This is a genomic window from Austwickia sp., assembly GCA_016699675.1.
Classification (GTDB): Bacteria; Actinomycetota; Actinomycetes; order Actinomycetales; family Dermatophilaceae; genus Austwickia.
The window spans coordinates 257,588-272,497 of sequence record CP064985.1 but is presented as its reverse complement, the minus strand read 5'-3'; the positions used below and the strand labels follow the sequence as shown (position 1 = coordinate 272,497).

General features: G+C 72.6%; 14 protein-coding genes. 12 read left to right on the top strand and 2 right to left on the bottom strand.

Features of this window, described 5'->3' with window-relative positions; translation table 11 throughout:
* The first annotated feature begins 69 nt into the window (after positions 1–69).
* From IPK37_01295 to IPK37_01240, 12 genes are all read left to right on the top strand, one after another.
* On the top strand, positions 70–1,860 hold the full coding sequence (locus tag IPK37_01295; protein ID QQS01150.1) for a hypothetical protein: 1,791 nt from the start codon (positions 70–72) through the stop codon (positions 1,858–1,860).
* A gap of 46 nt (positions 1,861–1,906) precedes the next feature.
* Complete coding sequence (locus tag IPK37_01290; GenBank protein QQS01149.1) at positions 1,907–2,680, top strand: ABC transporter ATP-binding protein; 774 nt, start codon at positions 1,907–1,909, stop codon at positions 2,678–2,680.
* Positions 2,650–4,260 (top strand): hypothetical protein, encoded by a 1,611-nt coding sequence (locus IPK37_01285; protein QQS01148.1) that lies wholly within the window; start codon positions 2,650–2,652, stop codon positions 4,258–4,260. Before IPK37_01290 ends, IPK37_01285 begins: the two co-directional genes overlap by 31 nt.
* A gap of 328 nt (positions 4,261–4,588) precedes the next feature.
* Positions 4,589–6,532, top strand: a complete 1,944-nt coding sequence (locus IPK37_01280) for an acetolactate synthase large subunit (protein ID QQS01147.1) — start codon at positions 4,589–4,591, stop codon at positions 6,530–6,532.
* 3 nt (positions 6,533–6,535) lie between these two features.
* Positions 6,536–7,045 carry an acetolactate synthase small subunit gene (gene ilvN, locus IPK37_01275; protein QQS01146.1) on the top strand — a complete coding sequence of 170 codons (510 nt, stop codon included), beginning with the start codon at positions 6,536–6,538 and terminating at the stop codon, positions 7,043–7,045.
* 53 nt (positions 7,046–7,098) lie between these two features.
* Positions 7,099–8,127, top strand: coding sequence for a ketol-acid reductoisomerase (gene ilvC, locus IPK37_01270; protein QQS01145.1), 1,029 nt, complete (start codon positions 7,099–7,101; stop codon positions 8,125–8,127).
* A 363-nt stretch (positions 8,128–8,490) separates the two neighbouring features.
* Positions 8,491–8,982 carry a phosphoribosyltransferase gene (locus IPK37_01265; GenBank protein ID QQS01144.1) on the top strand — a complete coding sequence of 164 codons (492 nt, stop codon included), beginning with the start codon at positions 8,491–8,493 and terminating at the stop codon, positions 8,980–8,982.
* A gap of 280 nt (positions 8,983–9,262) precedes the next feature.
* Positions 9,263–9,709, top strand: coding sequence for a thermonuclease family protein (locus tag IPK37_01260; protein QQS01143.1), 447 nt, complete (start codon positions 9,263–9,265; stop codon positions 9,707–9,709).
* 69 nt (positions 9,710–9,778) lie between these two features.
* On the top strand, positions 9,779–9,967 hold the full coding sequence (locus IPK37_01255; GenBank protein ID QQS01142.1) for a hypothetical protein: 189 nt from the start codon (positions 9,779–9,781) through the stop codon (positions 9,965–9,967).
* A complete protein-coding gene (locus IPK37_01250) occupies positions 9,964–10,740 on the top strand; it encodes an SDR family oxidoreductase (GenBank protein ID QQS02597.1) in 777 nt (258 codons plus the stop codon). The genes IPK37_01255 and IPK37_01250 overlap by 4 nt, the downstream gene beginning before the upstream one ends.
* Before the next feature lie 74 nt (positions 10,741–10,814).
* Complete coding sequence (locus tag IPK37_01245; GenBank protein ID QQS01141.1) at positions 10,815–11,888, top strand: 3-isopropylmalate dehydrogenase; 1,074 nt, start codon at positions 10,815–10,817, stop codon at positions 11,886–11,888.
* Positions 11,889–12,035: 147 nt separating this feature from the next.
* Positions 12,036–13,142 carry a branched-chain amino acid aminotransferase gene (locus IPK37_01240; protein QQS01140.1) on the top strand — a complete coding sequence of 369 codons (1,107 nt, stop codon included), beginning with the start codon at positions 12,036–12,038 and terminating at the stop codon, positions 13,140–13,142.
* Between the two features lie 46 nt (positions 13,143–13,188).
* Here IPK37_01240 and IPK37_01235 read toward each other — a convergent pair whose 3' ends face one another.
* Positions 13,189–13,824, bottom strand: coding sequence for a hypothetical protein (locus IPK37_01235; GenBank protein ID QQS01139.1), 636 nt, complete (start codon positions 13,822–13,824; stop codon positions 13,189–13,191).
* 75 nt (positions 13,825–13,899) lie between these two features.
* A complete protein-coding gene (locus IPK37_01230) occupies positions 13,900–14,772 on the bottom strand; it encodes a 3-methyladenine DNA glycosylase (GenBank protein QQS01138.1) in 873 nt (290 codons plus the stop codon).
* Positions 14,773–14,910 lie beyond the last annotated feature (138 nt).

Genomic DNA, 14,910 nt, shown 5'->3' with positions numbered 1-14,910 from the left:
GGGAAGAGGTTCACACGGATGTTTCGTGCCCCGCATTGCCCGCAGGCGCCCCGCGCGATCCTGCTCAGCATGTCGTTAGCCGTGCTGGCGGCGACGCCGGCCCAGGCCGTCTCCGGCGGCAGCAGCGACCTCACGGGAACCCTCGTGACGGTCGTCGACGGACCCGCCCCCGACAGCCGGGTGCAGGTTGCCGACGGCTCGTTCGTGCCCGTCCCCGCCGACAATGTGCGCAACGTCGCCCCTGGCTCCACCGTGCGCGTGACCGTCGATCGACGCGGCATCGCTCGCGCCGACGCCGCCGCCGAGCGCGGCTTCACGCCGGGCGGCTCGACCACGACCGGTACGTCGGGCGTGGCCAGCGCCACGACCGTCGTCGCCCCGCCTCAGGTGTCGGGCGTCGTCAGCGCCTCGACCCACGGCGTCACCGTCGCCCTCGTCGTCCCGTCCGGGGTGACCGGAACCGCCGCCACCGAGGCGCAGGCCCGTGCCCAGGTCGACGCCGCGGACAAGTACTGGTCGGAGCAGTCCGGCGGCACCGTCCGCTTCACGACCGCGTCGGTGTCCGCGCCGATGAACCTCGCCGCCGGTTGCTCGGACTATTGGGGCATGTGGCAGGAAGCCGCCCGCCGGACGAATTTCCGCACCGGCACCGACCAGCACCTGGTCATGATCCTGCCCCGGGCCGCGACCTCGTCGGGCTGCTCCTACGGCCTGGGCAGCATCGGTGCGTCGCCGAACAGCGGCGGCTACGTCTACGTCTCGGACACCAACTGGCCGGTGCTCGCGCACGAGCTGGGCCACAACCTGGGCCTCGCGCACGCCGAGCGGCTGCTCTGCTCCACTGTCGGGGATGCCTCGCTGGGGGCGCTCGGCGCCGCCGGGTGCCAGGTCAAGGACTACGGCGACCCCTGGGACGTCATGGCCGCGTCGGCGCCGAACAACGCCGGGTCGCTGTCGACGCCACAGGGCTACCGCACCGGACTCCTGCCCTCGGCCGCCGTGACTCAGGTGACCTCCGGGACCGCAACCGTGACGCTGAACGCCGTGTCGCAGGTCAAGGGCACCCGCGCCGTACGCGTCATCGACCCGAACACCGGCATCGCCTACTTCGTGGAGTACCGCGCGCGGTCCGGTCGGGACTACCTGCTCTATGCACCCATGATCGGCGGCGTCCGCATCCTGCGGGAGGACACCAACGCCTCCGGTGCGGCGAAGCCCTCCCTCGCGCTGGATGCCAGCCCGACGGGCTCGGCGACGGACTACACCTGGGGCCTCGGCGTCGGGGGAAGCTTCACCAGCTACGGCGGGGGGGTCACGGTGCGGGTGACCGCGCAGAACGACACCACCGCGACGGTCGGCGTCACGGCCGGCAAGCCGGTCGCGAACCCGACCACGAACACGTCCGCTCCCACGCCGACGTCCACGACCACGACGCGACCGCCCACCACGACCCCGCCGACCACGACCAGTCCGACGACGGTCGACATCAGCGGAGCCACCGGGCAGCTGTCGCGCACCGGTCCGTACGGCTGGTACGACGTCAAGGCCACCGGCTATCTGTTCGGCACGGCGCTGGTGACCTACACCAGTGGGGCGAGCTGGACCACGACGGTGCAGGGCGGCCGGACCATGGAGATCCTGGGGACGGCCTTCCCGGGCGGGGCCCCGGGGCGGATCTACCTCGACGGCAAGCCCGCGGGGGACTTCACCAGCAACCGAGCGGGCTGGACCAACAACTACGGCCAGGTGCTCGCGCGCCTCGTCGTACCGGCGGGCAGCCACAAGGTCGCGATCGTCGCCCTGCCCAACCCGGCGCTGGGCCAGTCGACCCTCGCGCTGGACGCCTACCGGCTGCGCTGAGCGGGTCGGGCGCCTCGCCCGCCCGCCCCGGTGTTGACTGGGGGACATGACCGAAGCCCTCGTCCTTTCGGGGTTGTCGAAGCGGTTCGGCACCAAGATCGCCGTCGACAACCTGTCCCTCACGGTGCCGCGGGGCGTGCTGTTCGGCCTCGTCGGCCCGAACGGGGCAGGCAAGACCACGACGCTGTCCATGGCCACGGGGCTGCTCCGGCCGGACTTCGGGACGGCGGCTGTCCTCGGCCACGACGTGTGGTCCGATCCGGCGGCGGCCAAGGCGCGGATGGGCGTGATGCCGGACGGGATGCGCCTGTTCGACCGGCTGAGCGGTCGGGAACTCCTGCGCTACGTCGGACTCCTGCGGGGCATGGACCCCGGCGAGGTGGACCGGCGCAGTCGGGAGCTCCTGGAGGCGCTCGGCCTGACCGGCGACGGCGACACGGTCGTCGCCGACTACTCCGCGGGCATGACGAAGAAGATCTCGCTGGCGTGCGCCCTGCTGCACGCCCCCGGCCTCCTCGTGCTGGACGAGCCGTTCGAGGCCGTCGACCCCGTCTCCGGGGAGAGCATCCGGGACATCCTGCGCGGCTACGTCCACGCCGGCGGCACCGTCGTCATGTCGAGCCACGTCATGGAGCTCGTCGAGCAACTCTGCGACGGCGTCGGGGTCATCGCCGGGGGCCACGTGCTCGCCGTCGGCCCCACCGAGCAGGTGCGCGGCGGGATGCCGCTGCAGCAGCGCTTCCTGCAGCTCGTCGGCGCGAAGGCCGGGCACGAAGGAGGGGGCCTGGAGTGGTTGCGCTCTTCGTCCGTCTCAAACTGACGCTGCTGGCCCGCAGCTTCCGGCGCAGCGGGGCCGCCGCGTTCGGGATGGTGCTGGCCTACCTCTTTGCCCTCGGGATGACGCTGCCCGCCGTCGTGGGCCTGGTCTTCCTGCGCCAGGGCGACCCGGCCACGGTCGCCGCGATCACCGTGCCATTGCTCGCCTTTCTCACCGTGTGCTGGCTGCTGTTGCCCCTGGTGTTCTTCGGTGTCGACGAGACCCTCGACCCGGCGCGCTTCGCCCTGCTGCCCGTCCGCGCCCGACAGATGGTGCCGGGGCTCGTGGCCGGCTCCTTCATCGGGGCGCCGGGACTGGCGCTCGTCCTGATCGGCCTCGGGCTCGTCGTGGCGTGGAGCGGCACGGCCGCCGGGCTCGTCGGCGCCCTGATCGCCGTCCCGCTGGGGGCGGTCACGTGCATCTTGGTCAGCCGGGCCCTCACCACGGCCCTCGCGGGGGCCCTCGGCCGACGCCGCGCCAAGGAGAACGTGGCGGCCCTGGTGGCGTTCGCGGGCATGTTCATCGGGTTGGGGATGCAGGCCGTCGGCCGCCTGATCTCCGGCTGGGTGGCCGCCGCCGAGGACCCGGCGGCGGGGGTGCGGGGCGTCGCCGACATCGTGGGTTGGACCCCGTTCGGGTGGGCCTGGGCCGTGCCGGGCGACCTCGCGCAGGGCCGGTACGGTGTCGCAGCGGCTCGACTCCTCCTGGCTGCGCTGCTGGCCTACGGCCTTTCGGCCTGGTGGCGGTGGAGCCTCGACCGGGCGCTGGTCATGCCGCCGGGCGGACAGGGCGACGCCGAGAAGGTGCACTCCTCGGCGCTCGTCGAACGCGTCTTCGGGACCTCGCCGCGGGGGGCCATCGCCGGCCGCATCGTGCGGTCCTGGCGGCGCGACAGCCGCGCGATGGTGCAGGTGGCCGCCCTGGCGGTGATCCCCGTCCTCATGGTCGCTCCCGTGTTCATCGGCGCCGGGCAGGAGGGCAGCGCCGAGGCGCTGCCGATGCTGCTCAGCACCGGGCCGTTCATCGCCGTGATGGCGGGCATGGTGGTGGCCAACAGCCTGGTCCTCGACGGCACGGCGGTCGCCCTGCACGCGCTCACGGGGGTGGCGGGCAGCGCCGATCGCTGGGGGCGGGCCCTCGCGTACCTGCTGCTCGTCGCGCCCGTCACGGGCGTGGTGTGGGTCACCTCGGTCGCGATCAACCACCGGTGGGACCTCGCGCCGGCCCTCTTCGGCCTCACCGCGGGCCTGCTGCTGGCCAGCGTGGGCGGGGCCTCGTGGGGGAGCGCGCGCTACCAGTGGCCGCAGCCGCCCGCGGGGGGCAATCCGTTCCAGAAGAACAGCGGGGGAGGGGCGGCCAGCCTGCTCCTCATACTCGTCAACGTCGCGTTCGCGGCGATCGGGTCCATCCCCACGATCGTCCTCTTCGTCCTCGCGATGACGGGGACGGCCTGGGCCGGCCCGGCGGTCGCCGCGGTGGGCCCGCTGCTCGGGGGCGTGCTGCTGGGGGTGGGCTGCCGGTACGGCGGGGCCACCCTTGGCCGGCGCTGGCCGGAGGCGCTGGAGGCCATGCGCCGGGCCTGATGCGCCGGGGCCGGCCGCGCCGACCAACCCCCTCGCGACGCGCCGGGGGCGGACCCGCCGTCCGGAAAATGGACTCTACGTCTCGTTGATTGGGACGGGCGTGGGCGCGCGTTGACGCCGCGCGCCGATCCGCGCGAAGGTGGGCACCGTGAGCACCCTCCTCGTAATCCACTGAGCGCGACCGGCCTCACCGGCCCGTTGCGCTACCCCTTCAGTCCGGACCGGACCGAGGGGTTTTTTGTTGGCCGGACGCCGTGCGTCCGGCCGCCCCGCAGCCGCCCGCCCGGCGGCGTGGGACCAGAGCTCGCACGCGAAAGTGGTGACAGCAGTGAAGGACCGCAAGGCCCCGGCACCGGCGGGGCGCGAGCCCAGGCCGCAGGCCGCCCCCTCGGGCGCGGCCGCCCCCAAGCCCCCGACCCCCGGCGATCTGGCCGCCCGCAGGGCGAACCCGATCGTCGAGCACGTCACGGGGGCCCAGAGCCTCGTTCGCTCCCTCGAAGAGGTCGGCTGTGAGGTGGTCTTCGGTCTTCCGGGTGGCGCCATCCTCCCGGCGTACGACCCGCTGATGGACTCGACCAAGGTGCGCCACGTCCTCGTTCGCCACGAGCAGGGCGCCGGGCACGCGGCCCAGGGCTACGCGACGGCCACCGGCAAGGTGGGCGTCTGCATGGCCACCTCCGGGCCCGGGGCGACCAACCTGGTCACGCCGATCGCGGACGCCTACATGGACTCCGTGCCGATCGTGGCGATCACGGGCCAGGTCGGCAGCGCCGCCATCGGCACCGATGCCTTCCAGGAGGCGGACATCCGCGGCATCACGATGCCGATCACCAAGCACAACTACCTCATCACCGACCCGGCGATGATCCCGCAGGCGATCGCCGAGGCGTTCTTCATCGCCAGCACCGGCCGACCGGGCCCCGTGCTGGTCGACGTCACCAAGGACGCGCTGCAGGCGCAGACGACGTTCACCTGGCCGCCGAAGATGGAGCTGCCCGGCTACCGGCCGACGACCCGGCCGCACGGCAAGCAGATCCGGGAGGCGGCCCGGCTCATTCGGGAGGCTCGCCGCCCCGTGCTCTATGTGGGCGGCGGCGTGATGAAGGCCCGCGCCACGGACGAGCTGCGCGCGCTCCTCGACCTCACGCAGATCCCGCTGGTGACCACGCTGATGGCGCGGGGGGCCGTCCCGGACGACCACCCGCTGCACTACGGCATGCCGGGCATGCACGGCTCGGTCTCGGCGGTGACGGCGCTGCAGCGCTCCGACCTGCTCATCGCGCTGGGGTCGCGGTTCGACGACCGGGTGACCGGCAAGCTGGCAACGTTCGCGCCGCTGGCCAAGGTGATCCACGCCGACATCGACCCCGCGGAGATTGGCAAGAACCGCGAGGCGGACGTGCCGATCGTCGGCGACTGCCGCGAGGTCATCGCCGCGCTCATCGAGGAGCTGGCCGGACCGGCCGACGCGGACGCCGACACGGGCGAGGACGGCGCGTCTGGTGGGGCGGCCGCGACGGGCGGGTCGGGCGCGCGGCCCGGCACCCCCGACTACTCCGACTGGGTCGCCGAGATGAACAAGGTGCGGGACACCTACCCCCTCGGCTACACCGAGCCTGAGTCCGGGGCCATGTCGCCGCAGTACGTCATCGAGCGCATCGGCGCCATCGCCGGGCCTGACGCGACGTACGTCGCCGGCGTGGGCCAGCACCAGATGTGGGCCGCGCAGTTCGTCAAGTACTCGCGCCCCAACAGCTGGCTGAACTCCGGCGGTCTGGGCACGATGGGCTACTGCGTGCCGGCGGCCATGGGCGCCCAGGTCGGCGAGCCCGACCGCGTCGTCTGGGGCATCGACGGCGACGGCTGCTTCCAGATGACGAACCAGGAGCTGGCCACCTGTGTCATCGAGGGGATCCCGATCAAGATCGCGGTGATCAACAACTCCAGCCTGGGCATGGTGCGCCAGTGGCAGACCCTCTTCTACGAGGAGCGCTACTCCAACACCGACCTGCACACGGCGCACCAGGGCCGGCGCATCCCGGACTTCGTCAAGATGGCGGACGCGTACGGCTGCGTCGGGCTGCGCTGCGAGCGGGCCGAGGACGTGGACGCCACGATCGAGGCCGCAATGAAGGTGACGGACCGGCCGGTCGTCGTCGACTTCGTGGTCTGCCGGGACGCCCAGGTGTGGCCGATGGTGCCGGCGGGCGTCAGCAACGACGAGATCATGTACGCGCGCGGGCTCTCGCCCGTGTGGGATCGCGAGGAGTGAGCGGTGAGCAGGCACACGCTGTCCGTGTTGGTGGAGAACAAGCCGGGCGTGCTGACGCGCATCGCGGCCCTGTTCAGCCGGCGCGGCTTCAACATCTCCTCTCTGGCCGTGGGCGAGACCGAGCATCCTGAGGTCTCCCGCATGACGGTCCTGGTCGACGCCGACCAGCTCCCGCTGGAGCAGGTGACCAAGCAGCTCAACAAGCTCGTCGAGGTGCTCAAGGTCGTCGAGCTCGACGCGACCCAGACCGTCGAACGTCGGATCCTTCTCGTCAAGGTGCGGGTGGATGCCGCCACGCGCAGCCACGTGATCGAGACGGCCCAGCTGTTCCGCGCCAACGTCGTGGACGTGGCCCAGGACTCGCTGACGATCGAGGCGACGGGGCGGGTCGAGAAGCTCGAGGCGCTGCTGGCGATGCTCGAGCCGTACGGCGTCAAGGAGCTCGTCCAGTCCGGCCTGGTCGCCATCGGCCGAGGTCCGCGCTCGATCACGGACCGGTCCGGCCGCCACTAACCACCCGACCCAGCTCGATACAGATCAACGAATACGTAAGGAGCTTTGCCCCCATGGCCGAGATGTTCTACGACGACGACGCCGACCTGTCCGTGATCCAGGGCCGCAAGGTCGCGGTCATCGGCTACGGCAGCCAGGGCCACGCCCACGCCCTCAACCTGCGCGACTCCGGCGTCGACGTCCGCGTCGGCCTGGCCGAGGGGAGCCGCTCGCGCGCCAAGGCGGAGGCGCAGGGCCTGCGGGTGCTGCCGGTCGGCGAGGCCGTGGCCGAGGCGGACGTGATCGTCATCCTCGTGCCCGACCAGCACCAGCGGAAGGTGTACGCCGAGGCGATCAAGCCCAACCTCAAGCCGGGCACCGCGCTGCTCTTCGCGCACGGCTTCAACATCCGGTTCGGCTACATCACCCCCGAGGCGGATGCCGATGTGATCATGGTCGCCCCCAAGGGTCCGGGCCACATCGTGCGCCGCGAGTACGTCGACGGCCGCGGCGTCCCTGTGCTCGTCTGCGTCGAGAAGGACGCGAGCGGGTCGGCGCTGGAGCTGGCGAAGTCCTACGCCAAGGCGATCGGCGGCCTGCGGGCCGGCGGCATTCGGTCCACCTTCACCGAGGAGACCGAGTCCGACCTGTTCGGCGAGCAGGCCGTGCTCTGCGGCGGCGCGTCGCAGCTGGTGCAGTATGGCTTCGAGGTGCTCACCGAGGCCGGGTACCAGCCCGAGATCGCCTACTTCGAGGTCCTGCACGAGCTGAAGCTCATCGTCGACCTCATGATCGAGGGCGGCATCGCCAAGCAGCGCTGGTCGGTGTCGGACACCGCGGAGTACGGCGACTACATCTCCGGTCCGCGCGTCATCGACCCGCGCGTCAAGGAGAACATGAAGGCCGTCCTCGCCGACGTCCAGAACGGCTCGTTCGCCCAGCGCTTCATCGACGACCAGGACAACGGCGCCGCGGAGTTCAAGCAGCTGCGCGCCAAGGGTGAGCAGCACCCGATCGAGGCCACCGGTCGCGAGCTGCGCAAGCTCATGGCCTGGATCAAGGACGCGGACAGCGACTACACGGAGGGCACCGCCGCGCGCTGACGAAGGATCCGGTGACGCTTCGCCGGGCACGACACGGCGGGCTTCCATGCATGGTGTCCGGCGTGGGCGCCCCCGGTGTCGTACGGTCGGGCTCTGCGCGCTGATCGGCGCGGGAGAGGGGCGGGTGGCTGCTTCGGGGCCACCCGCCCTTCGTCGTGCTCGCACCTGTGGATGAAGGTCCGGGCAGCGTCGCCGCACCGGCGAGGGGTGTCCTTGGTGTCCCGCAGCGCGGTCCTCGGGACAGACGAGCCCACCCGCCGACTAGCCCGTGGGGACGTGCTGTTCGTTGCGGAGATCGTTTGCCCTGGCCGGTTTTCGCGCACGACGCGCTGTGGGTCCCCGGGGGCCTGGCAGGATGGGCGCGTGAGCGAAGAGCGTGAGGTCCTGACCTGGGAACGATTCGGTGCGGCGGCCCGGGAGCTGGCCCAGCTGGTCGTCGACGACGGCTACGAGCCCGACATCATCCTGTCGATCACGCGGGGCGGGCTGCTCCCGACGGGCGCGATCAGCTACGCCCTCGACCTCAAGGCGCTGCACATCATCAACGTCGAGTTCTACACCGGCATCGAATCGCGGCTGCTGGAGCCGGTGTTCCTGCCCCCGCTGCCCGCGACGTCCGACCTGTCCGGGCAGAAGGTCCTCATCGTGGACGACGTCGCGGACACCGGCCACACGCTCAACCGGGTCAAGGAGTTCTGCGCGCCGCACGTCGCCGAGGTGCGCGTGGCGGTTCTGTACGAGAAGCCGCCGTCGGTCGTCAAGGCCGAATACGTCTGGAAGCACACGCCCCTCTGGATCACGTTCCCGTGGTCGGCCGATCCGCCGATCGTCCGCCGCAGCGACAACGACCGCTGAGCCGCCGACCGCGTCAGGTCGTGCCTCCTCGGGTGCCCCGCGTCGTTTCCCCCGCCACCGACGCACGCGGCGCGCCCTCCGGGGCGCGCTGGGGGTCTTCCTCGCCGCGATCCTGCTGGGCGCGCTGGTCCAGGCGCTCAGCCTGTGGCGCGCGGGCAGCCCGCCCGGAGACGCCGTCCCCGCGGCCTCCGCCGAGCCGACCCCCACGCCCGCTGGCCCCGCATCCCCTGCGCCCGCGTCCTCGACCGCGCCCCCGGGCGACCCCGCCACCGTGCGCCACGTGAGCGACGGCGACACCTTCGTCGCCCTGCGCGACGCCGATGCGGCCGTGGTGACGATCCGGCTGCTCAACGTCGATGCGCCCGAGACGGTCGCGCCGGGCCGCCCGGTCGGCTGCGGCGGGCCGGAAGCGGCCGCCTGGCTCCGCGCCCGGCTGCCCGTCGGGTCGCGGGTGTTCCTCGCGTACGACGTGGGCCGGCGCGACCGCTACGGCCGCGACCTCGCCTGGGTCCGCACCCCGGACGGCCGGGCCGTCAACCTCGAGCTCGTCGAGGCGGGCCTGGCGTACGCCGTACGGATCGAGCCCAATCACGCGCACTTCCCCGACACACTGGCGGCCGAGCAGCGGGCGCGAACGAACGGTCGCGGCCTGTTCGCCCCGGACTCACCGTGCCGCGCGGCGGGGCCGGCCTCCCGGGCGCCCCTCTCGAGTGCTAGCACCAGTTAGCGGACCGGTGTGGCCAAGCTCATGGTCAACGCGCACCCCCACGACCAGCCGCGTTCCTACGCTGAAAAGATGACCACCCTCACCGAGCCCATCGCGGCGCAGCGACTCACCGGCAGCCCGACCGGCGCCGAGGTCCGCCTCCCGGACGCTTCGGCCAAGCGAATCCACCACCACGAGGTGGTGCCCAGCGACGACCTCCGCGACAGCCTGCGGGCCATGCAGGAGTCGATGGACCTGCGCGATCAGGGTCACAGCTGAGCCGGGGGGTGGTCGTCACGGGCGCGTCCCGTGGCGTCGGCGCGGCGGTCGCCGCCGCCTTCGCCGCCCGTGGCGACCGGGTGGTCGTGCACTACGCCCGTGCCCGGGACCGCGCCGAGCAGGTGCTGGCCGCCCTCCCGGGGACCGGCCACGCGTTGATTGCCGCCGACCTCTCGGTGCCGACCGACATCCGCGGGCTATCCGAGGAGTCCATCGCGGCGCTCGGCACGATCGACGTGCTCGTCAACAACGCCGCCCAGTTCCTCGTCGACCAGCCCGGCAGCCGGCGCGGCGACCACCGTGTGGCGGAGTGCGACGACGAGACCTGGCTGTCCGCGTGGGAGAGCACGCTGCGGACCAACCTGATCGGGCCCGCCTATCTGACCCACCTCGTCGCCCGGCACATGATCGAGCGCGGGGTCGCCGGCCGGATCGTCAACGTCGGATCACGCGGGGCCTACCGCGGCGAGCCAGAGGTCCCCGCGTACGGCGCCAGCAAGGCCGGCCTGCACAGCTTCGGCCAATCGATGGCCGTGGCGCTGGCACCCCACGGGATCGCGGTGACGAGCATCGCCCCCGGCTTCATCGCGACGGACATGGCCGCCCAGCACCTCGACGGCCCGGGCGGCGACGCCATCCGCGCCCAGAGCCCGTTCGGCCGGGTGGCCACCCCGCAGGAGGTGGCCGAGGCGATCGTCGCCCTCGCCGCGCCGGGCGCTCAGTGGGCCTCTGGGGCGGTGCTGGACTTCAACGGCGCCAGCCACCTGCGCTAGCGAGACCCGCGCCAGGATGTTCGACATGTGAGAAGATCATCCCAACCAGCAAGACGAGCCGCTATGATACGGCCATGAGTGACGCCGCCGCGACCACCATCAACATCGCCTGCATCCCGGGTGACGGGATTGGCCCCGAGGTCGTCGACCAAGCGCGCGCTGTACTCGACGCCCTCGCCGCGGGCGGCCACGGTCCGCGCATCGCCGCGACGGACTACGACCTCGGCGCCCGCCGCTGGCACGCCACCGGCGAGGCGCTGCCCGCCGGCGTGGTCGACGAGCTGCGCGGCCACGACGCCATCCTCCTCGGCGCGGTCGGCGACCCCAGCGTCCCCAGCGGCGTCCTGGAGCGGAACCTGCTGCTCGCGCTGCGCTTCCAGCTGGACCACTATGTGAACCTGCGACCGGCCAAGCTCTTCCCCGGCGTCAAGAGCCCGCTCGACGTCGCCCAGGTCGCCCCCGGCGGGATCGACTTCGTCGTGGTGCGCGAGGGCACCGAGGGCCCCTACACCGGCAACGGCGGCGTGCTGCGCGAGGGCACCCCGGCAGAGATCGCGACGGAGACGAGCATCAACACCCGGTACGGCGTGGAGCGCGTCGTCCGCTACGCCTTCGAAACGGCCCGTGCTCGCCAGCGCAAGCACCTCACGCTGGTGCACAAGCACAACGTCCTGTCGCATGCGGGCCACCTGTGGCGCCGCACCGTCGAGGCGGTCGCCGCCGATTACCCGGATGTGGAGCGCGCCTATCAGCACGTGGATGCCGCGACGATCTTCATGGTCGCCGACCCGGGCCGCTTCGACGTGATCGTCACCGACAACCTGTTCGGCGACATCATCACCGACCTCGCGGGCGCCGTGGTGGGCGGCGTCGGGCTCGCCGCCAGCGGCAACATCAATCCCGACCGCACGGCCCCGTCGATGTTCGAGCCGGTGCACGGCTCGGCCCCCGACATCGCCGGCCAGGGCAAGGCGGACCCCACCGCGGCCATCCTGTCTGCGGGGATGATGCTGGCGCACCTCGGGTACTCCGACGCCGCCGGCTGCATCGACGCCGCGGTCGCCGAGGATCTCGCCGCGCGCGCCGGTCGCCCGGAGCAGCGCTCCACCGCCGAGATCGGCGCCGCGATCGCGGCCCGAGTAGCCTGACCCGGCCCCGGCGCATCCGTTCCTGATCGGTCGCTCCCGACGCCGCCTCCGCCGAATCGGCAGAGGCGGCCCCTGGCCCGCGAGTAGTCTGCCCGCAGAGGCCACATCCCGAGACGCAGCTGCACTCGTCGTACCCGTGAGGACGCCATGACCGCCTTGACCTTCACCGCCCGCCCGCACCCGAACCCGATGCCCGCCGCCGACCGCGACGCCGTCCTGGCCAACCCCGGGTTCGGCAAGCACTACACCGACCACATGGCCCTGGCCACCTGGACCAAGGGCACCGGCTGGCACGACGACCACCTGGCGGCGTTCGGCCCGCTGCCGCTGAGCCCCGCGGCGGCCGTCTTCCACTACGCGCAGGAGGTCTTCGAGGGCCTGAAGGCCTACCGCCACGAGGACGGCTCGATCTGGTCCTTCCGTCCCGAGGCCAACGCCGAGCGGATGCAGGCAAGCTGCCGGCGCCTCGCGCTGCCCGAGCTGTCGACCGAGGACTTCGTCGCCTCGATCCGAGCCCTCGTGGGGACGGATCAGGCCTGGGTGCCGCCGTACGGCACTGCGGAGACCAGCCTCTACCTGCGCCCCTTCATGTTCGCCTCGGAGCCCTTCCTGGGCGTGCGGCCCGCCAACGAGGTCACCTACTGCGTCATCGGCTCGCCGGCCGGGGCCTACTTCTCCCGCGGGGTGAAGCCGGTGAACCTCTGGGTGTCCACCTCGTTCGCGCGCGCCGGGGCCGGTGGCACCGGGGCCGCCAAGTGCGGCGGCAACTACGCCAGCTCCCTGGCCGGCCAGCTCGAGGGCATCGAGCACGATTGCGACCAGGCCGTCTTCCTGGACTCGGGCACTCATGAGTACATCGAGGAGCTCGGCGGGATGAACCTCTTCTTCCTCTACACGGACGGCCGGCTGGTCACCCCGGAGCTGAACGGCAGCATCCTGCCCGGCGTGACCCGCCGCTCGATCCTGGAGCTCGCCCCGGAGCTGGGCCTGAAGCCCGAGGAGCGCCGCATCGCCATCCAAGAGTGGAAGGACGGGGCGGCCTCGGGGGAGATCACCGAGATCTTCGCCTGCGGGACCGCCGCGGTCATCAACCCGGTGGGGGAGCTGCGCTGGGACGGCGGCTCCTGCGATCACCGCCCGGCCGGCGCCGGCGACGACTACGGCGAGGTCACCCACAAGCTGCGCACGATGCTGCTGGACCTCCAGTACGGCCGCACGGAAGACACCCGCGGCTGGTTGACTCGCCTGGTCTGAGGGCGTCGGGTGGCGGACGCCACCCCGAAGCCTGCCCCCGACCCGCTCAGGCCGGCCGCCCGGACGGGTAGAGGCGCCCCGCCGGCAACGCTCGCGCCCGATCGACCAGTCGGCAGAACCCCCAGTCCGGGCCGCCCGCCACGGCGTCGAGCCCGGCGATCGCCAAGGTGCGTTGCCAGGCGGCCAGGTGCGTGCCGGTGGCGCTCCACCAGGCCAGGTGGCCGCCGGGGGTGAGCATCGTCGGCAGCGCCTCGCCGAGGCCCCGGCGACGCACCTGGCTGCCGTCCACGACCGCCGAGCCGAACAGCACGAGATCGGCGGGGACGCGGCCGGCGTAGGTGTCCGCCAGCCCCGGGTCGCCGTACACCACGGTGAGCCCGGGGAAGGCCAACGAGCGCAGCGCCCCGGACGCGGCCACCGCACGCTCGGCGTCGTCCTCGACGAAGACCGCCGTGAGCCGCCGTACGTCGCGGTGATGGGCCAGCGCCGCCGCCACCAGGCGGTCGCCGGTCGCACAGACCCCGAGGATGCTGAGGGGGCCCTGCTGGGCGTCGAGCCAGCCGAGCATCCCGCGCAGGCGGGGGTCGTCCGGAGTCTCCGCCGGGGCGGCCGGTGGGCCGAGCTCGGGCGCGGCGACGGTGCGGGCGGCGCGCCCCACGGAAACGTGTCGCCCGAACGGCATGCCCCCAAGGCTCGCACCCGGCCAGGTGACGCAAGCGGTGTCCACCCCGCCTCGAAAGCGCTGTTCGTGCAGTGTTCACGCCCCGGCCAGCAGCCGGTCGCAGGCGTTCACCAGCCGGGTCCGCAGCGCCTCGCCCCGAACGACGAGTTCGCGCTGGCGCACGACGTACTCGGCGCGACCCTGCGCCGTCTCCACCGGCACCGGCTCCAGACCGTAACCGCGTACGTCGTACGGGCTCGCGGCCATGTCGAGCCGCCGCGCGGCCAGGGCGAGATCCAGGCAGTCGAGGACCAGGTCGCTCGGAACGGCGGGCGTGAGCTTGAAGGCCCACTTGTAGAGGTCCATCGTCGCGTGCAGGCAGCCCGGCTGCTCGTGCTCGGCCTGGGTCGCGCGGGTCGGGCGCAGCTCGTTGAGCGGTACGGCGTCGGGAGTGAAGAACCGGTAGGCGTCGAAGTGGCTGCAGCGGATCTGGGCCCCGGCCACCACGGCGTCCGTCTGGGCCGGGGTGAGGCGCAGCGGGAGCCGCTCGTGGCGTCGCTCGCCCTCGCCCAGCCCGTAGACCATCGCCCATTCGTGCAGGCCGAAGCACGCGTACGTCGCGGGCCGGCGGGCCGTCTCGGCCATCAGGTGGGCGACCCAGCGCACGAAGTCGCCGCGGGCGGCCCGGTAGGCCTCGACGTCCACCGCGGCCCCGTCGCCCACGGCGCGGTAGTGCCGCCACGTGCGGCGCCCCCGCGGGTCGTCATCGTCGCGCAGGAGGATGCCCGCGCCGGGGTGCCAGCGCCGCAGCTGGCCGGGCCGATGGGCGTAGTACACCCAGAGGAAGTCCTCGACGGGATGGCGCGCCCCGGCCTCACGCCGCGCCAGGTGCCCGGCCACGAGCGCGTCGACGCGGGCGTGGTGCGCGCGTTCGCGCGCCGCCCAGACCGGCCGAGTCCATTCCTCCACGTCAGCCCACGCTACGCCGGGTGCCTGAACCCTCCCCACCACGTCCCCCGCGCCCGGCAGGTTTTCCTTGAACTACGCAGCGAGTTGGGAATACTCTCTTGCGAGAGTTTCAGGGGTCGTCGTTCGCATGGATAACCG